This is a genomic window from Candidatus Micrarchaeum sp. (genome assembly GCF_016806735.1).
Taxonomy (GTDB): Archaea; Micrarchaeota; Micrarchaeia; order Micrarchaeales; family Micrarchaeaceae; genus Micrarchaeum_A; species Micrarchaeum_A acidiphilum_A.
The window spans coordinates 193,194-217,452 of sequence record NZ_CP060530.1; the positions used below are offsets into that span (position 1 = coordinate 193,194).

The 24,259-nt window shown below is 46.4% G+C and carries 26 protein-coding genes, 1 tRNA gene and 1 rRNA gene; 9 read left to right on the forward strand and 19 right to left on the reverse strand.

What is annotated here, in order from left to right:
• Window positions 1–63: 63 nt before the first annotated feature.
• On the forward strand, window positions 64–930 hold the full coding sequence (locus Micr_RS01110; RefSeq protein ID WP_203134828.1) for a PD-(D/E)XK nuclease family protein: 867 nt from the start codon (window positions 64–66) through the stop codon (window positions 928–930).
• Window positions 931–939: 9 nt separating this feature from the next.
• On the forward strand, window positions 940–3,609 hold the full coding sequence (gene alaS / locus Micr_RS01115; RefSeq protein ID WP_203134829.1) for an alanine--tRNA ligase: 2,670 nt from the start codon (window positions 940–942) through the stop codon (window positions 3,607–3,609).
• A 24-nt stretch (window positions 3,610–3,633) separates the two neighbouring features.
• Here alaS and Micr_RS01120 read toward each other — a convergent pair whose 3' ends face one another.
• From Micr_RS01120 to Micr_RS01135, 4 genes are read right to left on the reverse strand one after another with little or no spacing between them, the layout of a single operon-like run.
• Window positions 3,634–4,848 (reverse strand): M20 family metallo-hydrolase, encoded by a 1,215-nt coding sequence (locus Micr_RS01120; RefSeq protein WP_203134830.1) that lies wholly within the window; start codon window positions 4,846–4,848, stop codon window positions 3,634–3,636.
• 60 nt (window positions 4,849–4,908) lie between these two features.
• Complete coding sequence (gene merA, locus Micr_RS01125; RefSeq protein WP_203134831.1) at window positions 4,909–6,321, reverse strand: mercury(II) reductase; 1,413 nt, start codon at window positions 6,319–6,321, stop codon at window positions 4,909–4,911.
• 17 nt (window positions 6,322–6,338) lie between these two features.
• Window positions 6,339–6,911, reverse strand: a complete 573-nt coding sequence (locus Micr_RS01130) for a TlpA family protein disulfide reductase (protein ID WP_203134832.1) — start codon at window positions 6,909–6,911, stop codon at window positions 6,339–6,341.
• An 11-nt stretch (window positions 6,912–6,922) separates the two neighbouring features.
• Window positions 6,923–7,441 carry a hypothetical protein gene (locus tag Micr_RS01135; RefSeq protein ID WP_203134833.1) on the reverse strand — a complete coding sequence of 173 codons (519 nt, stop codon included), beginning with the start codon at window positions 7,439–7,441 and terminating at the stop codon, window positions 6,923–6,925.
• Between the two features lie 76 nt (window positions 7,442–7,517).
• On the opposite strand from Micr_RS01135, the gene Micr_RS01140 reads away from it, so the two are divergent.
• Both Micr_RS01140 and Micr_RS01145 read left to right on the forward strand, forming a co-directional pair.
• Window positions 7,518–7,883 (forward strand): winged helix-turn-helix transcriptional regulator, encoded by a 366-nt coding sequence (locus Micr_RS01140; protein ID WP_203134834.1) that lies wholly within the window; start codon window positions 7,518–7,520, stop codon window positions 7,881–7,883.
• Between the two features lie 133 nt (window positions 7,884–8,016).
• The gene (locus Micr_RS01145) at window positions 8,017–9,270 is read left to right on the forward strand and encodes a hypothetical protein (RefSeq protein WP_203134835.1); all 1,254 of its coding nucleotides are present in this window, start codon (window positions 8,017–8,019) and stop codon (window positions 9,268–9,270) included.
• A gap of 79 nt (window positions 9,271–9,349) precedes the next feature.
• Here the strand turns inward: Micr_RS01145 and Micr_RS01150 are convergent, their stop codons facing one another.
• The 3 genes from Micr_RS01150 to Micr_RS01160 form a co-directional block, all read right to left on the reverse strand.
• Entirely contained in the window at window positions 9,350–9,742 is a 393-nt protein-coding gene (locus Micr_RS01150; RefSeq protein ID WP_203134836.1) for an arsenate reductase/protein-tyrosine-phosphatase family protein, read from the reverse strand.
• A 58-nt stretch (window positions 9,743–9,800) separates the two neighbouring features.
• Entirely contained in the window at window positions 9,801–10,307 is a 507-nt protein-coding gene (ppa, locus tag Micr_RS01155) for an inorganic diphosphatase (RefSeq protein ID WP_203134837.1), read from the reverse strand.
• 141 nt (window positions 10,308–10,448) lie between these two features.
• Window positions 10,449–12,451, reverse strand: a 16S ribosomal RNA gene (locus Micr_RS01160).
• Window positions 12,452–12,785: 334 nt separating this feature from the next.
• Here Micr_RS01160 and Micr_RS01165 point away from each other — a divergent pair.
• Entirely contained in the window at window positions 12,786–13,166 is a 381-nt protein-coding gene (locus Micr_RS01165) for a hypothetical protein (RefSeq protein ID WP_203134838.1), read from the forward strand.
• A gap of 31 nt (window positions 13,167–13,197) precedes the next feature.
• Here the strand turns inward: Micr_RS01165 and Micr_RS01170 are convergent, their stop codons facing one another.
• The 10 genes from Micr_RS01170 to lysS all read right to left on the reverse strand — a co-directional run bounded on the left by Micr_RS01170 (window position 13,198) and on the right by lysS (window position 19,662).
• Window positions 13,198–14,181, reverse strand: a complete 984-nt coding sequence (locus tag Micr_RS01170) for an asparagine synthetase A (RefSeq protein WP_203134839.1) — start codon at window positions 14,179–14,181, stop codon at window positions 13,198–13,200.
• Between the two features lie 253 nt (window positions 14,182–14,434).
• A complete protein-coding gene (locus Micr_RS01175; protein ID WP_203134840.1) occupies window positions 14,435–14,992 on the reverse strand; it encodes an endonuclease dU in 558 nt (185 codons plus the stop codon).
• A gap of 42 nt (window positions 14,993–15,034) precedes the next feature.
• Window positions 15,035–15,310 carry an RpoL/Rpb11 RNA polymerase subunit family protein gene (locus Micr_RS01180; RefSeq protein ID WP_203134841.1) on the reverse strand — a complete coding sequence of 92 codons (276 nt, stop codon included), beginning with the start codon at window positions 15,308–15,310 and terminating at the stop codon, window positions 15,035–15,037.
• Between the two features lie 10 nt (window positions 15,311–15,320).
• Complete coding sequence (locus Micr_RS01185; RefSeq protein WP_203134842.1) at window positions 15,321–15,974, reverse strand: exosome complex RNA-binding protein Csl4; 654 nt, start codon at window positions 15,972–15,974, stop codon at window positions 15,321–15,323.
• A gap of 45 nt (window positions 15,975–16,019) precedes the next feature.
• Entirely contained in the window at window positions 16,020–16,430 is a 411-nt protein-coding gene (locus Micr_RS01190; RefSeq protein WP_203135114.1) for a 30S ribosomal protein S11, read from the reverse strand.
• Between the two features lie 99 nt (window positions 16,431–16,529).
• Complete coding sequence (locus Micr_RS01195) at window positions 16,530–17,072, reverse strand: 30S ribosomal protein S4 (protein WP_203134843.1); 543 nt, start codon at window positions 17,070–17,072, stop codon at window positions 16,530–16,532.
• A gap of 12 nt (window positions 17,073–17,084) precedes the next feature.
• The gene (locus Micr_RS01200; RefSeq protein ID WP_203134844.1) at window positions 17,085–17,639 is read right to left on the reverse strand and encodes a 30S ribosomal protein S13; all 555 of its coding nucleotides are present in this window, start codon (window positions 17,637–17,639) and stop codon (window positions 17,085–17,087) included.
• Window positions 17,640–17,651: 12 nt separating this feature from the next.
• Window positions 17,652–17,766, reverse strand: a tRNA-Ser gene (locus tag Micr_RS01205).
• Between the two features lie 227 nt (window positions 17,767–17,993).
• Window positions 17,994–18,146: a hypothetical protein gene (locus Micr_RS01210; RefSeq protein WP_203134845.1), complete on the reverse strand. Its 153-nt coding sequence runs from the start codon at window positions 18,144–18,146 to the stop codon at window positions 17,994–17,996.
• A gap of 61 nt (window positions 18,147–18,207) precedes the next feature.
• Complete coding sequence (lysS, locus tag Micr_RS01215) at window positions 18,208–19,662, reverse strand: lysine--tRNA ligase (RefSeq protein ID WP_203134846.1); 1,455 nt, start codon at window positions 19,660–19,662, stop codon at window positions 18,208–18,210.
• 136 nt (window positions 19,663–19,798) lie between these two features.
• On the opposite strand from lysS, the gene Micr_RS01220 reads away from it, so the two are divergent.
• The 4 genes from Micr_RS01220 (at window position 19,799) to rpl12p (ending at window position 22,660) form a co-directional block, all read left to right on the forward strand.
• The gene (locus Micr_RS01220; protein WP_203134847.1) at window positions 19,799–20,611 is read left to right on the forward strand and encodes a dienelactone hydrolase family protein; all 813 of its coding nucleotides are present in this window, start codon (window positions 19,799–19,801) and stop codon (window positions 20,609–20,611) included.
• A 220-nt stretch (window positions 20,612–20,831) separates the two neighbouring features.
• A complete protein-coding gene (gene rpl1P, locus Micr_RS01225) occupies window positions 20,832–21,464 on the forward strand; it encodes a 50S ribosomal protein L1 (RefSeq protein ID WP_203134848.1) in 633 nt (210 codons plus the stop codon).
• Between the two features lie 9 nt (window positions 21,465–21,473).
• Complete coding sequence (gene rplJ, locus Micr_RS01230) at window positions 21,474–22,307, forward strand: 50S ribosomal protein L10 (RefSeq protein WP_203134849.1); 834 nt, start codon at window positions 21,474–21,476, stop codon at window positions 22,305–22,307.
• Between the two features lie 50 nt (window positions 22,308–22,357).
• On the forward strand, window positions 22,358–22,660 hold the full coding sequence (rpl12p, locus tag Micr_RS01235) for a 50S ribosomal protein P1 (RefSeq protein ID WP_203134850.1): 303 nt from the start codon (window positions 22,358–22,360) through the stop codon (window positions 22,658–22,660).
• 5 nt (window positions 22,661–22,665) lie between these two features.
• On the opposite strand, the gene Micr_RS01240 is transcribed toward rpl12p, so the two are convergent.
• Window positions 22,666–23,487, reverse strand: coding sequence for a M48 family metallopeptidase (locus Micr_RS01240; protein ID WP_203134851.1), 822 nt, complete (start codon window positions 23,485–23,487; stop codon window positions 22,666–22,668).
• Between the two features lie 111 nt (window positions 23,488–23,598).
• Window positions 23,599–24,180, reverse strand: coding sequence for a hypothetical protein (locus tag Micr_RS01245; RefSeq protein ID WP_203134852.1), 582 nt, complete (start codon window positions 24,178–24,180; stop codon window positions 23,599–23,601).
• Window positions 24,181–24,259: the final 79 nt, after the last annotated feature.

Below are 24,259 nucleotides of genomic sequence, written 5' to 3' on the forward strand. Positions count from 1 at the left end.
GCATATGATGAATGAGGTAATCGCTGAGCTAAGGCTATGAAGAGAGGTAGGCGGGCTGATTTATTGGATGCATTGCAAAGACTTGGCAAGAAAAGTATTCGCGCTACTGACATAGCAGCGCAATACTGGTGCGAGAAGCAAATGGAACTCAACTACCTCATAGGTCCGTCAATAACAAAGGAAATAATGAAAGGGAAGGAGATACACGAGGAGATGGAGAACGAGACCAACATTCCAATAGTTCTCCAGACGAAGAGTTATGCAGACTTTTTGTACAAAAGCCTGTACACCACGTGCGAAGCTCTCGAAACGTTGAAGAAAAACAAGAAGTCAAGGGAACTTCTCCTTTACGGAAACATGGGCAAATACAGGATTGTCGGGAAGATGGACGAACTTCTCATATCCAGCGGAAATGTCGTAATAGTCGAAGACAAGACCAGGGCAACAGACAAGCTTCCATCCGATGCGCAGCTAAAATCGCACAAGGCCCAAGTCATACTTTACAAGAAGCTTCTGGGAGACATAATATCTGGGGCGTACAACGAAGACGTTTTTTCAAAGGAATACGGGATACACAGGCTCAGCGTTACAAAGGAGTTTGAAAGGCAGCTTGACGCACTCAAAATCCCAAAGAACATGCAGACTCTGCCAGAAATAACTGGCAAGTTCTTCAAGTTATACAGGGGAATAGGCCATCTCAGCGAAACGTTGGTTATAAGGTACATAAACCAGTACACCGGCAAGAAAATAGACAACTACAAATTCAAAGTGCCAGAAGAAGAACTCGAAGGCACAATAAATTTCGCGCTTAAATACTGGAGCGGGGAAAGGGAGGCGCTCCCGGTTCCCTACGAAGAGAAATGGAAATGTGACTACTGTGCATTCTTCGGCAAGGAATGCAAGGTGTGGTTCGCGCAAAAAACCCTGTGAGTGATTGACATGCTTGACAAGGAATCCTTAAGGAAAGAATTTTCCGTAAAGCCGGATTTATACTACAAAACCAAGCTCTTCGAAAGCGAAGGCTTCGTGCGCAAACGCTGCATAGGCTGTGGGAAATTCTTCTGGACCGCAGACGAATCAAGGGAATATTGCGGCGATTCTGAGCACGAAGGGTACAGCTTCATGAAAAAGGACCCTGAAGACATATCGCTGGAACAATTCTGGTCAAAGTTCGCAAAATTCTTTGAGAACAACGGGCATGCGGTGATAGAGAGGTACCCAGTGGTCAGCAGGTGGCGGCAAGACCTTTATTTCACAATAGCCAGCATACAGGATTTTCAAAGGATAGAGAATGGAAACATGAGCTTCGAATACAGCTCCAATCCGCTTCTCGTGCCTCAAATGTGCCTGAGATTCAACGACATACCTAACACCGGAGTCACCGGAAGGCATTTCACGTCTTTCATAATGGCCGGCCAGACTGCTTTCAACTACCCAAAAGAAGGATACTGGAGGGACAGAACCATAGAGCTAAACTACGATGCCCTGACGAAAATAGTTGGAGTAAAAAAGAAGGACATAACATATGTAGAAGACGTATGGGCTATGGGCGATTTCTCGGAATTCGGGCCAAGCCTGGAAGCTTTTTCCGGCGGCCTCGAAATGGTAAACAATGTATTTACCCAGTTCGAATATGCAGACGGAGTAAGGCGTGAGCTGTCCGGTAAAGTGGTGGATGTGGGCTGGGGTCTGGAAAGGCTGGTCTGGTTCAAGAGCGGGGCCCAAACCGCATACGATCCAGTATTCAAAGACGCACTCGCTTATATATACAAGAAGAGCGGCATAACCCCTGACAGGGCACTCTATTCGAAGGTTGCAGGGCAGTTCGGAAGAATAGACCTGAGCGAAACCAAGTCCTTTGAAGATGTAGAGCTCAAGGCTGTAGAAGCGGCAGGCATAAGCACATCGGACTACAACACAATAATAAAGCCTATGCAAGCCGCGTATGCGATAGCAGATCATGCAAAAACACTGCTGTTCGCGATAACGGACGGCGCACTGCCAAGCAACGTTGGCGGAGGCTACAACCTCAGGATAATACTTAGGAGAATATTCGATTTCAGATCAAGGTACCGCATGGATTTTGACATGAGGGAGCTCATGGAGATAATTGCCAAATCAATGTCCCACATGTATCCAGAGCTATCCGGCAGCATAGACGAGCTAGAAGACATCATAAGAGTGGAGAAGGAGCGCTACGAGAATACCCGGGTATCGGCGATAAAGACAATAAGTAGCATAATAGAAAAGCACGAGAAGATAACTCCTGAAAAAATGAGAGTGCTCTACGAGAGCAACGGCATAACCCCTGACCTGATAAACAGCGTAGCGGCGTCAAAGGGCGTTACCCTCGAGCTCCCGGAAAGCTCATACTCAAGCATAATCAAGGGAGACTTCACGGAAAAAGCCAAGAAGAAAGAACGTTTCGATTTGGACGTTTCTGGGATCAAGAAGACTGAGAAGCTGTTCTACGACTTCGCACTGGAATCCGATTCTAAGGTGCTTTTGTGCAGTTCCGATATGGTGGTTTTGGACAAGACGCCATTCTACGCCGAAAGCGGTGGCCAGGAAGCAGACCACGGCACCATAAATGGGATAAAAGTCAAGGACGTGCAGTCGCAGAACGGAGTGATAATACATCTGCTGGATGCAAAGCCAGATTTCAAGGCAGGTTCAAAAGTGCATTGCGTGGTCGACAGAAAAAGAAGGATGCAGCTCATAGCTCACCATACCGCAACACACCTTATAAGTGCGGCATCAAGGAGCATCCTGGGAAAGCATGCATGGCAGGAAGGCGCACATAAGGGCGTCACGAAAGCGCATATAGACATAGCGCATTACGAAAAGCTTAGCGACAAGCAGATAAAAGATATAGAGGCCACGGCAAATTCCTACCTGCAGAACGGGATAAGGGTAAAAATGCAGGAGATGGACAGGAGCGAAGCGGAATCAAAATTCGGGTTTTCGATATACCAGGGGCACGGAGTCCCAGTCGCCAAGCCGAGGATTGTGGAAATAACCGGCATGGACGGCAGCCTGATAGATGCGGAGGCATGCGGAGGCATACACGCCATGGGCATCGAATCAATAATAGGCACAATAAAAATAATAGGCTCGCAGAGGATACACGACGGGATAGACAGGCTAGAGTATGTGGCTGGCCTTGCATCGTACAAGTACATAAATTCAACTGAGGAAAAACTTTCAGAAGCCGCAAAAATTGCTGGCACGGACAGCGAGAAGCTAACCGTCGCATTATCACAGATGTCGAAGCAACTCTCGGAATACAAAAGAATTGTCGAATCAATGAAATCAACCGACGCATCGCAAGCAGCAGAAAAGTTTTTGTCTTCAAAGGAAAAATCGATAATAAGCGAGCTGGATTACGAAATGGATATGCTTAGGCAGATAGCCACAAATGTTGTCGATGCGGACGCGTCAAGGATAATACTTCTCTATAACAAATCGGGAAACGTAGTATGCATAGCAGGAAACGATTCGGGAAAGGACGCAAGCGAGTTCCTCAAGTCAAGCCTAGCTAAGCTTAAGGCCAAGGAGTTCAGGGGCGGAGGCTCGAAGCGCATAGCCCAGGGAATGCTTATAAGATAAGGCAGCATCCCAATACGAGACAATTCATAGGCACATGTTGGCAAATACCTTCGCATCGTTTACCATATCGTCTATCCTGCAATATTCATTCGGCTGGTGTGCCATATCTTCGGCTTCAGTGCCCCATGCAACTGCAGGAAATCCCCTGTGCCTGAAGAATGCTGCGCATGTGCCTCCTCCTACGCCCATGGGCTTCGCATCCACATTCATAACCTCTTTTATGCTCTTGAGCAGCCTTTTTACCACATCCGAATCCATGCTTGTAGGCTCTGCCGGATCTTCCCTGCTGAATGTTTCTATCTCTATCTTAACTGCTTTGAAATCGTTAGAATTGCAGACGCTCTTTACGTCGTTAAGCACATCGTCCAGCTTGTACGTAGGAAGCACCCTGCAGTCGAAATAGAAAATGTCAGAACCCGGGACTATATTCACGCTGTCTACGTTTTTCTCCCTCTTCGTAGGTTCAAAGGTCGAATAAGGGGGCTGATAAATGTTATCCGTTGCGTTGTATTTCTGGTGCAGCATCTCGTCTATCTTTGTTATGAGCTTTGAGGCATTCCTGTTTGCGTTGACTCCGAGCGCCGGCGTGCTTGCATGCACCTGTTTGCCATTCACTTTTATCTTGAGCCAAAGGGAGCCCTTCTCAGCTATCTCTACCATGCTTCCCCCTTCACTCAGGTAATCAGGGACTACAAACATATCATTATCGCCGAATATTCCCTGCTCCTCCAGGAGCTTCTGTATCCCGTACTTGCTTCCAAGTTCCTCGTCTGCTACCAGTGCAACGCCCATATTGAAAGTCGTATCGCTTCCAAATTCCTTAATCGCCCTAAGTGCATATATCGACGCTATCAAGTCCTGCCCATTGTCATTGGTTCCCCTTCCGTAAATTTTGCCATCTTTTATCTCGGCTTTGAAAGGGTCTGTAAGCCACAACGACCTGTCGCCAGGAGCAACGGTGTCCATGTGTGCCACAAACCACACGGTTCTTTCATTGTTTCCATGCCTGGCCACAAGATTTGGCCTCTTGGTGTTTGTCTCGTCGACATAATCATACCTTTTGACTTCAAATCCCCATTCCTTAAGCTTCCCTTCAAGGAAGTCTGCCCTTGCTCCTTCTCCTTTTCCATCGCTCATTGGGGAAATCGAAGGTATTGAAACCATTTCTGACATGGTGCTTACCATGTCGTCTTTGTATTTTTCTATAATCGAAATAAGGCTGCTCTTATTCTCTTCCATGCTATCACAGCCAATTTTAGCAGTCAAAGTATAAATTAATTCCATGCAGCTTTGGATAAGCTATACTGTGCAGCAGCTCTGCTTCGATATGTCTGCGAAAAAGGATTGGCATGCGAGCTTGAATCCCTCGCTCATGGTTGGGAATACGTGTACAGTGTCTATTACATCTTCTAATTTCAGGTGGAACTTTACTGCCATCACTGCTTCATGTATTAGATCTGCGGCTCCGTGCCCGAGCATGTGCACTCCAAGTATTTCATGGGTTTTCGGGTTTATTACTATTTTTATGACACCCCTCGTGTCGGATATTATTTTTGACTTTGGTACAAATGCCATGGGTAGCGCGTTGCAGCCGCAATTATTAAGGTCCTTTATCACCTGTTCTTCGGTTCTGCCAACCATTGCTGCTTCTGGCTCTGTAAACACTGCGCTGGGAACTTCGTTCAAATCTATCAGCTTTTTGCTTCCGAACATATTCTGCGTAGCTATATTTCCCTCTTTTGCTGCAAGCGTTTCAAGCATTGGATTTCCTGTAACATCTCCTGCTGCGTAAATGCCCTTAACGTTAGTCTGCAAGGTTCTGTCTATTTTTATGAAGCCTTTTTCATCCGTTTCTACTCCAACATTTTTCAAGCCCAGCTTTTCTGTATTCGGAGTCCTTCCTGTTGCCATGAGCAATTTGTCCGCAACTATGTTTTCTTCTTTTCCATTAACCAAGGCCTTCACTTCGGTTTTGCCGTTGCTATCTGCAACTGATTTTATTTCCACATTGGTTTTTATCTCTATTCCATCCTCCCTCAAGTATTTTTCCAAATGCTTTGAGACTGTCGGCTCCCAATTCGGTAGTATCGTCTGGCTCCTTTGCAATACCGTAACCTTGGTCCCGAACATGGAAAACATCTGTGCGAATTCCAATCCTATGGCTCTTCCACCAACGACTATCATGCTTTCCGGGAGCTCCTTAAGTGACAAGGCGCTTTCGTTGTCTAGGTATTTTACTTTGTCCATGCCCTGTACTTTAGGTACAAACGACCTTGCCCCTGTTGCTATCAATATCCTGTCTGCCTCTATTTCCTTTGAGCCTGCCTTTATGCGGTTAACTCCTTCTATTGAACCGAATTCGTTCAAATATGTGACTTTTTCAAGCGAATCAATAACATCCGCGTATTTGGATTCGTGGAATTCTTTTATCAGATCGTCTTTTTCTTGGACTATTTCATTGTATTTCAAGATGCCAAGCTTGTAATCCAAACCTCCAAAGCGCTTGGTCCTAAGCTCTCTAACGAACCTTGCTACTGTTATCATGCGCTTGCTGGGCACGCATCCGACATTTACACACGTGCCTCCAAGCGTTGCTCCTTCTGTGGCATTCTTGCCTATCATTATTGTGCTCTTGCCCAGCTCGTTGGCTTTTATCGCTGCGGCGAAAGCTGCAGCTCCTTGCCCTATTATTGCATAGTCAAATTTTTCCATTTATAAAACCTGTTTTATCACAATGAGCCAGATAGGGAGTTTATTTTACTTTTAAGATTTTTCATCGTGGCTGCAAGGCTGCCGTCATTCTCGTAAACTATCTTTCCATTTGATCCTATCAAATAATATACGTCAAGATAACCGTCTTTGTCGTATGCGAGAGATAAGTTATAACCTGAAATGGCACTTCTGAAGTTGCTGTAGGAAGTCACATTTGGTGCATAATCATTTACGAATGTGTTTATTGGCGCGCCGCTATATCCCAAGTCTCTATAGAGCTCAATTTCGATTACATTTATGCCCTTATTTTTGAAGTAGCTGATGTTGTCATTTAGCATTTCGTTTCCCACTGCGCATCCGCTGCACCACGTTGCGACAAACCAGAGGAGCACGGGTTTGCCATTCAATGACGAAACATTTGCCACGGTGCCATTAGAAGCGTATATGAAAGAATAATCCGGTGCCTTCGCTCCGACCGCTGGCATGAACGACGGAGAAGCGCCTGCGCTGCGATTTATTCCAAAGAAATATACAAGGGCGATTGCAATTACTATTGCAGCAAATACATAGACAGTTCTCTTTTTTTGCATTTTTTCACCAGCTAACATTCACACGAAGGTTTCTTTATCCTCTTCAACGAAACTCGGATCGAATAATAAAGCAGTAATGCTGCCATTACAATGAAAACAGGGCTGAAATTCGAAAGTGCTCCCTGTATCGCGCCAGACGCAAGCGCAATGCCTCCGGATCCAAAAACTGCAACAAGGATAGAAGGTATAATCGGAGTGCAGCACATGGTTGAGGGCACGAGGCTTACTACGAAAGCGTATATTCCGCTCCTGTTGCCCTTTACATTGTTCCTAACTGTTTTTTGAGAATAGAGCCCAATAGCTATTGATAGTGCTGCCAGTATTGAAAGTGTAAACGAAGAAGCCAATATGTAATAAAAATAGTACTTAATCCCAAAAAGCGCAAGACCGAAACTGAAATACGAAAAAATTACATAGTAAAATATGAACATTGCAGCGAAGAATGTCAAAAACCTTACTTTAAGCGCCTTAAGGATTGCAGTAGTACCTTCTAAAGTTTCAAAGCTGCTGCTTTGTGCATAGCCGTTCATGTAATCTACTGTTAAATAAGCGCAAACAAGGTATTTAAACTATAAACTTTATAGTTATAAAGTGAGGTGTCCTATAATGAACAATCCAAGCTCGTGTGCAGCACAGGATGCACTGTCATTAGTCTCGAAGAAATGGCTTCTTCTTGCTCTCAACAGCATAGCGGTTTATGGTACTTCTAGGTACAACCAGCTTCTGGAAAGGCTGTCACCGATAAGCCCTAAGGGCCTAGCTGACGTGCTGAAGCTAATGGAAGATAACGGGCTAATCTATAAGAGCAGAAATAAGGATTCGGTGGGATACGCAATTACAAGCAAAGGCAGCGATTTGGATAAGGCTGCTCTGCCACTGCTGAAATGGTCAAGGCCGTTCTGCAAGGATGAGGAATGCAGCCTTGCCGTAGAAATTGACGGACAGCTATCAAAATCACACATTTCAAAGTAAAATCGCGGCAGAAAACTATGGACAACTGCATAATTCTTCGCGTATTTGTCCAATAAATGCACTTTAAATAAATTTGTGCAAATGGCTATATATTTGGTCGGTCCTATATTATTTTTACATAAAAAGCGATTATATGGGATCCATTACAATATCCAAACCAAATAAACAAGAACGCGACAATTTGACGGATGTTCAAAAAAGGAACGCAGGCATAACCGCAAAATACGGGACACCTGAACAGCAGTCGGAGCTTTTAAACTCCGAAAGTATTAAAGACCTGCTTAAAATTAGCTATGAAGGCGAAGAAATCTACAAAATACTGGCCAAATCTAAATCAATTGATGTGAAATTCAAGCTTTTGGACTTTGTAACTTCAAAATCACCGGATTTGCTTGAAATGGTTGCACCGATACTTATAGAGGAGGCGAGACTTGCATATCGCAACGCTGAAATGCAAACAAGCAAAGATGTAATCGGAAAAGTTTGGGAATGCATAAAGATGGTTGACAACCCGGCAGATCCAAAAATACTTAATTCCGGCAAGAAAGAAAAGTTGGCTTATTCTTTATTTACATCCGAAGAAGGCTTTAGCCTTGTTTCCGATTTTCTTAGCTGGTTAAATGACGCATCAGCGCTAAAGGCTTATAAAGAATATAGAGAGATCACCAAAGATAAATATTACAAAAACTCTCTTGACGCCATACCTACCAGAAAGAAAAATGTGGTAAAATCACGTCGTTACTTAGCGAACTATATTGCAACTTATGGTGGAGACAAGTTAAGGCTAGATCTTTTAAACACTATCGACCGTTTGAAGGCCTACGAACTGTTATATTTGGAAGACGAAACAAAAAGTAAGACAAGGTACAATTTCAACCCCATAGCATCAAAAAGCAATCACAACGAAAGCCTTTATTCAATTATAGCTGCAAGCAGTGACGAAGAAGCAATCTCGAAATTTTTGGACGTGGTAGGCAAAATGGAAAACGGTGGCGAATTGCTCCTAGCAAAACCTCAGAACGACTACTATTACAGCAAGTACCATTTTGACGGATTGGTTTCTCTCATAGCAGCAAAGATGGATTTCGAGTATAAATTTAATGCTGAAATTAACGGTGAGATTAGCAATAAAATATTGGCTCTTGCTGAAAAATACCCTCTAATACTCGGGTCGCGTTTCAGGTATGGTTCCGAAGAATATTACACAACCGTTGCCGAAATTATAGCTGAGAAAGGCGGAAAGGAGATACAAGAGAAACTGCTAAAATTCATCGAAATCCCTGGTCTGGCAGAGCCTATAACAAAGGCAATAAACAAGTATAGCACCGAAGAACTAAAGAAGGAAGTTCAAAAGTTCCTTCTTGGGCCCTTTAAACTTCGCGTCTAAAATAGGTCCAGTAAATAAGACACGGATTAAGGATTCTAACCGTTAAGGGATTTTTGCTATCCGGTTGCAACAATCTACACTAGCGTGCTAACTCCATTGCTAGTTTCCTTACCCTTTCGTATAAATTTTCGAGGTTTTTTTCCTTTTCTTCCTCGTCCATTGCTTCGAATTTAGGTATGTCCCAGTGCTCGGCGTTGTAGCTTTTGGGGAGAAGCACGCAATCGTCAGGGTCACACACGGTTATTATCCTGGAAGCAGACTTGAGCATATCTTCAGTGAGCATTTTCGGCCTCTGGCCGCTCATGTCTATTCCGTATCTGCTCTTCAATAATGCTATAGCCTCTGGACTGACTTCTTTTGCCGGCTCAGCCCCTGAAGCGCTTATCGCAAAATCCTTTTTGGAAACGCTGTTGAATATTGCCTCTGCAATCTGGCTTCGGTAAGAGTTTTCCTTGCATACAAAAAGAACCAATGCCATAAGCCAAATTGGAAAAGAAAGAATAAATAGGAGAGGGTATTCTCCAATCTATTTAGACTCTTGACTCCTTGAGCTCTTTCATGGCTTCCTCCCTGCTCTCAAACTTCTCGAACTTCATGAATTTCCCTTTCTCAAGCTCCTTGTAATGCTCGAAGAAATGCTTTATCTTGTTCTTCATGAATTCCGGTATGTCCTGGGCATCCTTGTATGAAGAGAAAGCCGGGTCTACTTTTTCCACCGGTACTGCTATGACCTTGTTGTCAGAGCCCTCTTCGTCGCTCATTACCGCGATCCCTATGGGCCTTACCTTTATCACCATGCCGCTGGATATCGGCACCTGCGACATTACGAGCACGTCAAGTGGATCTCCGTCCTTTCCCTTTGTTCCAAGCGCAAATCCGTAGTTCGTAGGGTATGTCATAGAAGTGAAAAGGAACCTGTCAACTACTACTGCTTCGAGGTCCTCCTTGTACTCGTACTTTATGCCGCTGCCCTGGGGTATCTCTATGAACGCGTAAAACGTCTCTGGAAAATTGTCTGTCTGCTTTGAGAAGTTCATTCTATCACTTGCGTGCATTTATTGTTTTAAACAGCTAAAAACGTTTCGAAAAAGAAGATAGCTCACGCTGGTAAGCAATTAAAAAATTGCAGTCTTGAGGATTTATGCAGGTACCGATATATGGCCCGCACACTTATGTTTTTGAGGTGATCTATCCGCAGGTTCCCCTACGGATACCTTGTTATACCTTAGCCCACCTCGCGAAACCTTAGTTCGAAAACGCCAGTGGCGCTGCCTCACTAAGACCTCACTTGGGTGGCTTGGTAGGCGGTGTGTGCAAGGAGCAGGGACGTATTCACCGCTCGATAGTGACAAGCGATTACTAGGGATTCCAGCTTCATGAGGGCGAGTTTCAGCCCTCAATCCGAACTTGGGCCGGTTTTAGGGGATTAGCTTCACCTTTCGGTGTTGCATCTCATTGTGCCGACCTTTGTATGCCGCGTGTAGCCCAGAAGATTCAGAGCATACTGACGTATCGTCGCCCTCTCCTTCCTCCTCCTTAAACGAAGGCGGTCCTAACAGAGTGCCCTGCTTATCTCTAAGCAGGTAGCAACTGTAAGCGAGGGTCTCGCTCGTTTCCGGGTCAATGAATAATACTCGCAATTCTAAGGCTGTAATCTTTTATTAGCGTTATGAATGCGGACTGGTTTGCAAGGTAATCCTTGCTGCCCCTTTTGTCCGTGTGTATGTTGAGCCTTTCGAGTACTACCTCGTCAACGCTGTCCATGCCCTTCAGAAAGATGCCTTTAGCATCCTTGCCTCCGTTGCAGTCGAACAGCGCCGCGAAGTAATTTCCGGAATATGCATTGGCGTACTTGAATATGTTTACTCTTCTTTCAAGCGCCTTTTCAAACCTTTTCACCATCGTGGAGTTGTAGAAGAAAGTTTTCTTGACCTTGCCCTCGCTGTCGATGATTATCTTGTTAGGCTCAATGCCGAACTCGTCCATTGCGAGCTTGGCAAACCTTGCAATCATATCATCGTCGCTTGAGGACAGTTCAATCCGCTTTCCCCTGTTGCACCTGTATATTCCAAGCATGTAGCTTGTATCAGGCGTTAGTCTTAGCTTTTGTGTCATTGTATCACTCATAGACTTACCGGACTTAACCGGACAGTTCACACCACGAGCTGACGGTCGCCATGCACTACCTCTCGGCTTGTCAGGTAAGATCTTCAGTCTGACCTTCACACTGCCGTCGCTTCTGGTAATATTTCCGACGTTGGATTCAATTAAACCGCAGCATCCACCCCTTGTGTGCTCCCCCGCCAATTGCTTTAAGTTTCAACCTTGCGGCCGTACTCCCCAGGCGGCAGACTTAACACTTACGCTACGGTACTGCAAGCATTCGTGATACTTGCAACACCAGAGTCTGCATAATTTACTGCTAGGGCTACTCGGGTATCTGATCCGATTCGTTCTCCTAGCCTTCGCTCCTCACCGTCGGATGCGTTCTAGTCAGGCGCCTTCGCCACCGTTAGTCCTTATAGGATTACAGGATTTAACCCCTCCCCCATAAGTACTCCTGACCTCACCCGCTCCCTAGCCGATGGGTATCTCGCGCACGCATTGACGTTGAGCGCCAATATTTCACGCGAGACGGCATCAGCCGGCTACGAGCGCTTTAAGCCCAATAATCGTGGACACCACTTGTGCTGCCGGTATTACCGTGGCGGCTGCCACCGGTCTTGCCCAGCACTTATTCGCCAAGCTTGCTATACTTGGCAAAAGGTTCACAAAGTGAACCACTCAGATTCCCCCCATCACGCTTACGCGCATTGTGGAGTTTGCGCGCCTGCTGCACACCGTAGTGCTAGGGCCCTTGTCTCAGTGCCCTTCTCGGGGCTTATGCTCCCACATCCCCTACGGGTTATAGGTATGGTGGGCCGTTACCCCGCCATCTGCCTGATCCGCCGCAGTCTCATCGTAAAGCGGAAGCGCTGCAATTCGCGCTCCTTTAAGTCAGGGCTCCTTCCAGAATCCCTGGCCTATGGCGCATTAGCCACAGTTTCCCATGGGTATTCGCCTCTTTACGGTAGATTGACTACGTGTTACTGAGCCGTACGCTGCCCAGCGAAGCCGCTGAGCGAACTTGCATGGCTGTCGAAATCTGATAGCAGTGCCCTCCAGCAGCATCGACTGGAATCGATGTCTGGAACGGCCATATTTATCGCAATTGTCGGTACCTTATTGCACTCCTCAAGACTGCATCCAATTCCAAGCAGGAATTTTCATATTAAGCATGCAAAATTGCATCGGAACAAATAGTGGTCCAAAATAACCACAACAAGCACTATTGTTTTTAGGGATAAAGTATTTATACCTTATTATAAGCGCGCCGTCTGCAGACATATTGCTGTTTGCAACGCATGCAACATGATGCTAAATGCTTTAACGCCTTTTTCAGACACATACGCCGATTGACGAATCATAATGCATCATATAAATATAAAACCAAGAAAATTACTCGATGTGTTTTTATGGAAAACATAACCAAAAAGTCGGACTATTCAGATAAAGCTATATTCGTTAAAATTAGCTCGAGAGATTCGGAGGACCTGGAGAAAACAAGGACTGTGCTTGAAAAAAAGCTGACTGACTACGGCGGTGAATTGGCGGCCAGGAAATCCAAGCATAATTCAGGAGCTCATGAATCTGTTATAGCAATATACTTTGACAGCGAGAGCCAAATGTCGAAAGCGATGAGCGATCTCAAGCTGGAAACCCTTCTCAGGTCAGAGCAGCACCATATAGAAATAGCAGACGGCGCTTCGAAGAAAAACGAGATGTCTAAAAAATATTTCAGGCAGGAAGCAGATAAGCTTCTAAGCGATTACATATACGAAACTCGCTGGGACTGAAAAAGAAGGGCAAAGCGCCCTTCCAACAAAGTCAAAGATCGTATACGATTCCCGGGACTTTCGGAAATGCCTGCACATCGCCGACATGCGAGGCATCCGTAATCCAGGCTATGAGCCTTTCCATTCCTATGCCCGCGCCGGCGCTCTGCTTTATTCTTCCCTCCTTTGCAAGCTCCAGCAGCAAAGAGTACAGCTCTTTTTTTACTCCTGCGCTTTCCATCTTGGACAGCATCTTATCGTATTCGAACTCCCTCAGCGCACCGGTAACTAGCTCGCCTCTTTTCGGCAGGTAAAGGTCAAAGTTGTCCCATCTGTGCGTTTTTGGGTCCTCATAGTCGTAGAACTCCCTGGGAAGATCCACTATCCATGCGGGCTCGCTTATGTGTTTCGGCAGTTCTTCTTCCCAATCCACGCCGTATTCCTTTTCCAGCTCTGCCCTTTCATACACTTTGAAAGGGATCCCGAATTTTGGCGCTTCGGCCCCTATCTCGGAAAATTCTTCATCCATAACCTTTCCGACATGCTCAACAAGGCCGTGCAGCATTTTCTCTATAAGCGAGCGTATATCTGCTGCGGAATATCCCTGCGCCTCAAAATCCATCTGGGAGAACTCAAACAGGTGCCTGCCAGTGGCAGCCCTTTCCGGCTTTTCGAGCCTTATGTTCGGCGACACGACGAAAAATCGGTCCATGAGCAGCGATGTGCCGACAAGCTTGTGCACTATCATGCTGTGCATTGTCCTTACTGTAGTCCCATAGATGTCAACCTCCAGCCTTTTGTATATCCCTGCCGCGGGGTCTGGCCAAAGCGGATCAGTTATCGGCGACAGAAGCACTGGCAGCATCTGAGCAAAGCCCTCCTTTCGCATGAAGCCCTCCGCATATGCTATTATCTCCGATCCTATCCGTATCCTGGCAGCGCGCTCCATTCTCTCCTTTTCCGACATCTCGTGCAAGGGCTTAGGCATGCCCTTTTTTCCTATTCCTGCGTCTATCTTTTGTTTTTCATATTCCATATTCTCACCCTATGGTAAGCATGAAGCGGAAAATAGCCAGAGCTAAGAAATGCAAAAACAATGGCAACAGTACTGGCATGCAGGCTTCTAGCTAAAAACAAGTGCTTGTCCAAAGAGACAATTCCGTTCAGAAGCCCTTATATCCATTCTATCAAGCAAAGAAGCGCGCTTTCCGATATTTAAGGCTTCTGTGCAGCCATTGCAGTTTTCATAAATCAATAAAACAATTTTAGCTGGCATGCGCATACTCGTATCATATCCTTCCTTTAGAAATGCCGGTGCTGACTCCGTTTGCGATCATGTGCGCAAGCCTTAGAAGCTCGAATGCAGTCGCCACTATTTTGTCCTGATCTATTTTTCCATCCGACTGCACGTGGAAACCATGCGCCCTCTTGAAGGGCCTTTCAGCGTTTAGGGCTTTTACTACAGCGATTTTTCCGTTTATCGAATCGCGGTCCTCTCCGGAATTCATAAGGGCTTTTTCAAGCGCCTTGAAATCCGGCTTCTTTCGCGTAAGCACTATCACAGGTATTCCAGTGCGGCGCTCTACGCTTTTCACGTCTACAACGTTGAGTCCCGCAAGCGCTATACCGTTGATTGCAATGAGCTTTATCTGGTCTCCAAAGCGCGACTTGCGCGCCATCTTTATTATCTTTGAAGTCGCATCATTCCCGTCGACAATAATCCTGTCTGAAATGACTCCTTCGATTGTCCCCATTCTTCCTATTATTCCTACGAGCAGTGTAGTCCTCTTTTTTCTTTCGTAGATCGGCCCGCTGGCAACGGCAAGGAGCCGCACTCCTTCCTTCATGTTTAAAATAGACAAAGAAAAAGATTTATCGCTTTCCGAGATTCACTGCTTTGCGTTTATGCCCTTCTTTATCTCGGCTATCTTCTCGTCAAGGGCTTCGAGGGCTTTCTCGAGCGTTTCCGCGGCTTTCTTCTTGTTTGTCTTTATTATCAGCTGCGGTTTTCCGGTTTCCGGATGGTCCTTGGTTACTCCTGTAAACACGACGTCGTCGTTGCCAGAAAGCTCTGCGGCTATCATGTCAGGTATGGTCGTGTCGCCGTCTTCAAATTCCAGTATGAGTTCCTTGCTTTCGTTTTTTATGACGTTTATTCCATCCATGTTGACACCATCATTCCTCGTTGCTCTGGCCGTTGCGCATCAGAAGCTCCTCTATGCCTTTAGAATTGTCATAAAGCGTGCTTATCTTGGGCCTGACTGTCCTCTTGCATGAGCTGCAGTACAATCCATCGCCGTGCTTGTCTAGCTGGAGCTTTTCTCCGCATTCGTCGCAAAGCGAGTATACCACTCCGGCTTCCGGGTCTCTCAGGCTGAGCGTGAATATCTCGTTGTCTTCCATTATTATCTTGGCAAGCACAACGTCGCCCATTTCAGCAGGCTTTGGCTCGTCCCTGCTCCTGTCATGCCTTTCGTGCATTCCTCCTCTCATCGGTGGCCTCCTTGGTGCCATTAGGACTATCTTTCCGTCCTTGCCGGCGATAAATTCCATGTTTCCTATGGAGAAGTTTTCAATCTCTACGAATATTACGCTCTTGAGGACTCCTACCACTCTTCCAAGGACGAACATGCCTCTTTTCATTCTTCTTATGTCCCTGGTGGCGCTGTTTACGAGCATCTTGCCTTCTTCTGCATCTGCCTTGCCAAAAACAGCAGAATATACAACTCCGTTTTCCACGTATACGTTCCTGGCCGGCAGGAATTCCTCTTCTGTAGAGAGCCTGTCTCCAGGAAATACTACTTCAGAAGTTGAAATAGGTTCTGTCATTCAAATCATTCTGTATTGGGCTGGCAAGGGCTATAAGCATAATGCTCATACGCGCCTTCCACGCTTTCCTCCTGGCCTTCTCGTCGTGTCCGTAGGTATGGGCGTCACGTCTTCTATTCTGTTGACGCGAAGGCCGCTCCTTGCGAGCACCCTCACTACTGCCTGGGCTCCATGCCCTGGCGTTTTTGAGTTGTGGCCTCCTGGGGCCCTTATCTCTATATTTATATTCATTATGCCTTTTTCCTTGGCAGCCGCAGCAACCTTGTACGCTGCCTGCATGGCCGCATAAGGCGAACCTTCCTGCGAATCTGTATTCACCATCATGCCGCCGCTTCCGACAGCTATGGTCTCAGCGCCGCTTATGTCAGTGAGCGTTATTATCGTATCATTCTTTGAGGAGTAGACGTGCGCAACTGCCAGCCTTTCGGGCTTGGGCTTTGCCTTTGTCTCTTCCATTGCCTTTGCTTCGTACGAAACTGCCTCTTTCTTCTGTTTCTCCGCTGACGGTTTTTTATCCGCTGTTTTGCCTTTTTTAGCCATAAATATCTACCTTATTCAGTTTTCGGCCTGCTCGACGCTTGGTTCTGCTTCGGCCTTTGCCTCTTCATGCTTTGCAGGCACTATGTCTATGGGCTTGTAATATCCTATCTTGTGCTCCTCTTCCGCGTTGACCAAATATCCAGGCACAGTGAGCTTGCGCCCGTTTATGGAAATGAATCCATGCGTTATGAGCTGCCTGGACTGCTTCATGCTCCTGGCCATGCCTCTTTTGTAGACAACGGACTCCAGCCTCCTGTCAAGTATGCTTCTTTCGCTTAGCTCGAGGAGCTTCTCAATCGGCGTGTCTTTGTCTATGATTCCAAGCTTTACGAGCCTGGTCTTAAGCGCTTGCTCGACGTTTCCCGTGCCAGTGGCTCCGGAAAGAAGAAGCCTTACGTTGCCTCGTATCCTGCTAAGCTCGCTCTGCACCTTCCACAGCTCGCTCATGTTTTTGAGGCCGTATTCCTTTATCAATGCGTTGTCAGCGTTTATCCTTGCCAAGTTCCATATGTCCTTTGGCTTGTCAAATTTTTTCCTGTTTCTTTTAGGTGCTCCCAAGCAATCACTTTATCATTTCTTGTCGGATTTCGCCGCAGGCGCTCCGGGCTTTACCGCCTGCTTCTTCGTGACTCCCATAGTGGCTCCGGTCCTTCCGGTTGACCTTGTGTGCTGTCCGCGCACCTTCTGTCCGTACTGGTGCCTTGCGCCCCTCCACGTCCTAAGCGTAACGTCCCTTGAGACGTCCTGCCTGTTGGCGAAGATCAGGTCGTTGCCTACTACGTGCACGTCTTTTCCTGTTTCGAAATCCTTGTTTCTGTTAAGCATAAATCTTGGTATCCCGTACTTTTGCGGGTCCTTTATGAGCGCTTCAAGCTTTGCTATGTTCTCCTCGCTGAGCGAGCCTATCTCGTCCTTGGGGTCTATTTCAAGCTTGTTTTCCAGGGCGTAGCTCATGGCTCTTGCCATGTCCCTGCCTATGCCTTTGACAGAGTCTATGGCCCTTTCAACGCTTAAGCTGCCGTTGACGTCCTTTCCCGAAATTCTTATTACAGAGGTCAGCCTAGCGGAAGACTCTTTTCTTCCGTGCTGCTTTTCATTGCTTTGAGTATTTTTTTCTTCAGCCATTTGAACACCAAACGCCAGGGCTGGGATATTCAGCATAGAGCATTTGAACCCAGAAGGCTCGAGGAGCCATACGCTTGCAGGTATTTAACTTCCAGGCGTACGCGTTACCAGTTTCCGCCACCCTGGCATTCAAGCTATAATTCTAATGCGTTAATAATTTAACCTTTGCTTTTTCCTCATGCTGAAAATATGCCTATTTCCCTTTTGCTTTGCACCTATATTTTTGATGGAAGCTTTTTATAACCTTTCATAAACTCGTGATTATCGGCCCATCAGCACTATGGCATTGCTTTCGCATTTCCAGAAAAAGAGCCCACAGCACAATGATTCACCGCCAAAAATATTCTGATAAAATTATTGCCTCTTTTCCGTTCCATCAGCCCAGATAAACTCGTAAACGTTGGAGTTCCCCTTTATCATTGCAACTGGCCTTGCGTTTATGGCGTACATTTCCAAGAATCTTTCAAGCTTCCTGTGCTTCATAATTTTGAATAGGTTAGTATTCATAATTCTACCAATCCTTCAATTATGCTAAAATTCATCCTGCCCTGAGAAAATACTGGAAATCTCACTCATTTTTATCCTGAGGCAGCGGCCTCACTGCAGGGAACGGGAGCACCTCCTTTATAGATACGTTGTCCGTGAGTATCATTGCCAGCCTGTCTATCGCAATGCCAAGGCCCGCTGTAGGTGGCATGCCGTACTCTATCGCTTCAAGGAAATCCTCGTCGCTAGGCGGCGCTTCCGAATCGCCCTTCCTTCTTTCGGCATCCTGCTCCTCAAACTTCTTCCTCTGCTCTATCGGGTCGGTTAGCTCGGAATAGCAGTTGGCATCCTCCTTGCCCGCCAGGTAAAGCTCAAACCTCTCGCTAAGCTTCGGGTTGCCGCGCTTGTCCTTAGTGAGCGGGCACATATAAGCAGGGAAATCAAGCACGAAAGCAGGGTCGAAAAGCTCCGGCTTTATGTATTTGTCGAAAAGCGCATCTGCAACATGGTACGCGTTGACTATGCCTATCTCAAGCTTCTCCTTCTTGGCTATCTCTTTTGCATCCTCATCCGTGAGATCCGCAAGGTCTATGCCTGTTTTCTTCTTTATCTCTTCTACCCAGTAAACCCTCTTGAACGGCGGTTCGAAGTTCAGCTCTTTGCCCTGGTACTTGACCTTGTACGTGCCGAACAGCTCCTTGGCAAGAGTTGAAAGCATTTCCTCGGTCATATCCATAAAGTCGTTGTAGTCCTTGTAAGCCTCGTAAAACTCTATCTGCGTGAACTCTGGGTTGTGCGTGGAGTCTATGTCCTCGTTCCTGAAGTCCTTCGATACCTCGTATACCTTCTCGAAGCCGCCTATTATGAGCCTCTTAAGGTACAGCTCGTCCGATATCCTAAGGTAAAACTCGCTTTCTAGAGCGTTGTACCTGGTCTTGAAAGGCTCTGCGTTTGCGCCGCCGTAAGTAGGCTGAAGTATCGGCGTTTCGAATTCTACATAGCCTCTGCTGTCAAGGAAGTTCCTCAGAAAGCTCAATATCCTTGCCCTTGTAGTGAAGAAATTCCTTACTTCTGGATTTGCAACGAGGTCCAGGTATCTTTTCCTATACCTTATCTCTGTATCATTCAACCCGTGGAACTTTTCCGGCAGCTGGCGCAGCGATTTTCCAAGCATTGATATGCTCTTTGCCTCTATGCTTATCTCGCCCCTCTTGGTCTTGTTCACCTTGCCCTCTATGCCTAGCATGTCTCCGGAATCTATGGACTCAAGGAGGTCGAATGACTTCTTTTCGGTTACGTTCGCGGCTGCGAGCACCTGTATCTTGCCGCTTTGGTCAAGCAGGTCTATGAAGTAAAGCTGCCCCATATGCCTAATGCTCAAGGCTCTTCCAGCAACGCTTGTATCCTTGCCCTCCCATTTATCATAATCGTTCTTTATCTCCTCCGCATGGGCCTTCTGCTTGAAGGAATACGGGTATGGATTTATCCCCTGCTCCTGCAGTTTTTTCAATTTTTCGAGCTTAAAATCGTCTACCATCTAACCACTTGAAAATGCAATAAAGATGGCTATGTTAAATTATTATTGATTTTGTGCCGTCTCCAAAGTTTATCGTGCTACAAAATCAGCCGCAAAACAAATATTATTTTTAACCGCGCATAAGCATTGTGATTGAATGGAACTTAAGACGGAAGAGCTGAAATACAAGACCGCAGACAACGACGAAATAAGCGCATTTCTTGCTATTCCCGAAGACAACGCCAAGCACCCCGGCATAGTCCTGATACACGAGATATTCGGCTTGGACGATCATATAAGGGACGTGGCAAAAAGGCTTTCCACTCAGGGCTACGTTGTCCTTGCGCCAGACCTTTTCACGAGCAACAAGCTTTCGCAGACTATAACAAAAGATGGCATAATGAAGACAATGAACTTTATAATGTCGATACCTCCTGAAAAGCAGAGGGACGAGGCATACAGGGCAGAGCAGATGGCAAAGATGAGCCCGGAGGACCAAAAGGCAATATCTGGAGTTTACCAGACGCTTTTCATGAACAGGCCCACGGAGCTTTTGACGCAGTACCTATCCAGCGCAGTGGATTTCCTCAACCAGCATCCGAGCGTCAACGGAAAGATAGGCAGCATAGGATTCTGTTTCGGAGGAGGAATGTCCATAAGCCTGGGCTGCACCGGCAAGGTTGATGCCGTTGTAATATTCTACGGCGAAAATCCAGAGCCGGTAGAGAAGGCAAAAAACGTCAAGAATGCGGTGCTTGGAATATACGCTGCTAACGACACCCGCATAACCTCAAGCGTGCACGAGCTTGTCAAGGTCCTGGCAGAAGCGAAGAAGCCAACCACTATAAAAGTATATCCAAACGCCTATCATGCATTCTTCAACGACACAAGGCCGCAGATATACAACGAGAAGGCAGCCAAGGACGCCTGGCGCATGGTCATAGACTTCTTCAAGGACAATCTGCAGTGAGCTTATCTCCTGCTATCTTTGACAAAAGCCCGCAGGCCACTAAATTGGCCGCGCATAGTTCAGCAGACCTACGCATCGCATGAATCTCAAACTTGGTTTATTATCTTGCTTTTAAAGAAGCCACAAATACCAAAAAATTTATAAACATTGAGAACGTAACTTTCTTGCTTAATATACTGCTTTTCCCGCAGTTACTGCAGCTTTGCAGGAGGGAGCTTAAATGGAACAAGAGCAATTTGAAAAGCTAAGGGCTTTGATAGAAGAGAACAAAGGAAAGAGAAAGTTCAAGCAGAGCGTCGAGCTCGCGGTAAACTTCAAGGGTGTCGACTTCTCCAAGCAGGAGAACAGATTGAACCTTCAGGTGCTGCTTCCGAACGGAAAGGGCAAGCAGAGCGAAGTGCTAGTGTTCGCTGATGACAGCAACATAAGCGCCAAGGCCAAGGAGCTAGGAGCACGCGTGATATCCGGAAGCGAGATACAGGGGGTTGCATCCGACAAGGCTCAGCTCAATTCGCTTCTCAATTACGAAATGATTGCGCAGCCAAGCCTGATGACTTCTGTGGCAAGAAGCATGGGTTCTTTTCTAGGTCCAAAGAACAAGATGCCAAAGCCATTGATAGGCACAGATGTTGCATCAATGATAAACTCGGTCAGCAAGTCCGTTTACTTGAGGAGCAAGGGCAAATACCTGCCGACAGTGCACTGCATGGTCGGAAAGGAGGACATGCCACTTGAAAAGATATCAGCAAACATAGACGAAGTGATAAATTCCCTTGCAAAGAAGCTTGGGAAGCAGAACATAAAGTCGGCTTACGTCAAGCTCACGATGAGCTCCCCTGTAAAAATCCTTTAAGGTGTTTGAATGCTTACATTGGAACAAAAAAAGAAATTCGTTGAAGAGCACATAAAGCTCATTGACAGCTACAAGCTCATAGGCATAGTGCCGCTCAGCGGCATACCGGACAGATTGCTACAGTCGTCAAGGAACAACATGCGCTCTGAAGTAAAGTTCATAACGGGAAAGAAGTCGCTGCTGGTGAGGGTCCTGGAAGGCAGCAAGAACGGAAAGGAGCTCGCAAAGATGCTCGACGGCACAACCGCAATACTGCTAAGCAATTCAAATCCGTTCGAGATTTACAACAGGTTTGCATCAAGCTCAATAAAGCTGGCGGCCAAGCCAAACCAGATAGCCCCAGCAGACATAGAAATAAAGGGCGGGGAAACCACCCTGCAGCCTGGCCAAGCGGTTACAGAGCTCAAGAGCGCAGGCATAGATGTCAAGATTGACAAGGGAAAGGTCGTAATATCAAAGGACAAGGTCATAGTGCCCAAGGGCGGAGCCATAAGCCTTGCGGTTGCAAAGGCCCTGCACACTCTGGACATAATGCCATTCAAGGCGAGCATAGAGCCAAGCCTTATGCTCAGCGGTGGGCTCAGGTATACGAAGGACGTTTTCAGCATAAACGCGGAGAGCGTGTCAAAGGACATAGCAAAGGCATTTTCGAGCGCGCTTGCAATCAGCTACAAAGGGAAGATGGTCAACAGGTACACGATAGAGCGCTTCATAGCCAACGCGTACAACGAGGCCATGGCACTTGGCGTAGAGGGCAAGGTGCCCGATACCGGCATAATGGAGAAGCTTGTAGAGATGGCTTCCCTGCATGCCAAGGCTCTCGACGGCAACGTCAAGGAATAAATAATATATGGTGTAAAAAAGATTTGCGCTAATGATAAACGGTGAAAAGTATGGAATATGTATATGCGGCACTGCTGCTTGACGCAGCTGGAAAGGAAGTGAACGAGAAGGAGCTTATGGACGTAGTCAAGGCTGCGGGATTTTCGCCAGACGAGGCAAAGGCCAAAGCTGTAGTCGAATCCCTTAAGGGGCTCAACATAAAGGACATAATAAAGAACGCTCAAAGCATGCAAGTGGCAGCACCGGCAGCGGCACCTGCGTCAGCTGCACCTGCAAAGGAGAAGAAGGAAGCAGCAAAGGAGGAAAAGAAAGAAGAGGAAGCTGCAAGCGGACTCGCGGGACTTTTCGGCTGATTTTCTCAACCGAAATAATCCAGCATATTGCGCTGGCCTGATGCCTGCGCAATTTCATTCTTTTTTTCTTCTGTAGGCGCCGTTTCCGCGGCGATCTTTTTTGCCTCTTTTTCATTTTCAACGGCACTTGCAGAGTCGGGTTTCTCCTTAAATTCTGTGTCTATCCTCGCACCTGCAATCTTAAGCTCTTTTCTTAATGACCTGTATTCAGGGATGTATTTTGCAACTGTTTTCCAGAACCTTTTCGAGTGCGACCTTACTTTCGTGTGCGAAAGCTCGTGCACCACAACGTAATCAAGGAATTTTCTGTCAAGGAAAAGAAGCCTTAGGTTTATCGATATGTTGTTTTTGGGCGAGCATGACCCCCATATCGTAAGGCCCCTGCTTATGCTTATTCTTCCAAGCTCGCTTCCGAACTTTCGGTTCCATTCTCTTACATAGCTATCAACATAGCTTTTGTAGTGCTTTGCCAGCGCCCTCGAAACTAGATCCGATACATTCCTGCTGCTGTCTCTTCCAAGCTTTACTGAAACCATGCCGTTTCCGATCGCTACGCGTGAGTGCACAAGGCCGGATTCACGTACCGATATTGCAAGCCTTTCAGATAAAGGTGCAATAATCTCCCCATCCCTAAATTCAAGCTGGCTGTTCCCGAGAAAGCTGCCAGGCTTTTTTCTTACCGCATTCGATATCTTTCCGTATAGCTCGTCTATAATCCTGAGCTTTCTTTTCCTGCTGCATTTCTGCGGTACCCTTATCATTACTTTGCCGTTTCTTATCGACGCGTAGCCGTTCTTGAGCCTAGCTTCTACTATCTCAACTTCCAATTTTTTGCCGTAAAATTCTATAGGCTCCAAGCGTTTTGCATATTCGGATGGAGATGGGATGCCAAGCATAATGCTTATTGCATTCTAACTTTTTTATACCTGAGCGATTTTTCATGCGGTAGTGCGATTCCTGAGTGCCTTAGCGCATGCGCTGTCCATGTCTTCTGGCGCAGCGATAGTTACCAAATTATTTACTCCTTTGATGAAGAATCCTGCAACTCTGTTGTAATCGGTGCGTATCAATACGGATCTTATGCCCTTCCTTGCCGCATTTATCACGACATTTGGTTTGTCGTCGAGCAGAAGCGCAGGCTTTTCGCCGTTGTGCTCTGCGTATTTATACCTGTCCTCGGTAAGCTCCACGCTGGCATCTATCCCGTAGCGCTTCAGAACGGATTTTATTCTTTCTGCGCCAGATGTCCCTATCCTCTTGTTTGCCGTCCTAACTATTACATCAAACCCTGAATCGTAAACCGTTTTCAGGGCTTTGACTACCTGCATGTTGAGCCCCTTTTCGACGTCTATGTGCTTTGCAACGGAATCGACTACAGAAGGTATCCTGTCAAGGGCGTTGAATATGAGCTCCTTGAACACATGCTCTGTGCCAGAATCTTCACGCCTGAGAAACTTGCCAAAAGTTTCATGGACATCGTCCACCAGACATCCGTCCAAATCTACTACAACAAAAGCCATGTTGGTCAGCAAGTAATTTTTAATGCAGGTTTAAATTGCACTGCTGCCACTACGTCTATCGTCAAAGTGCATGTACGAT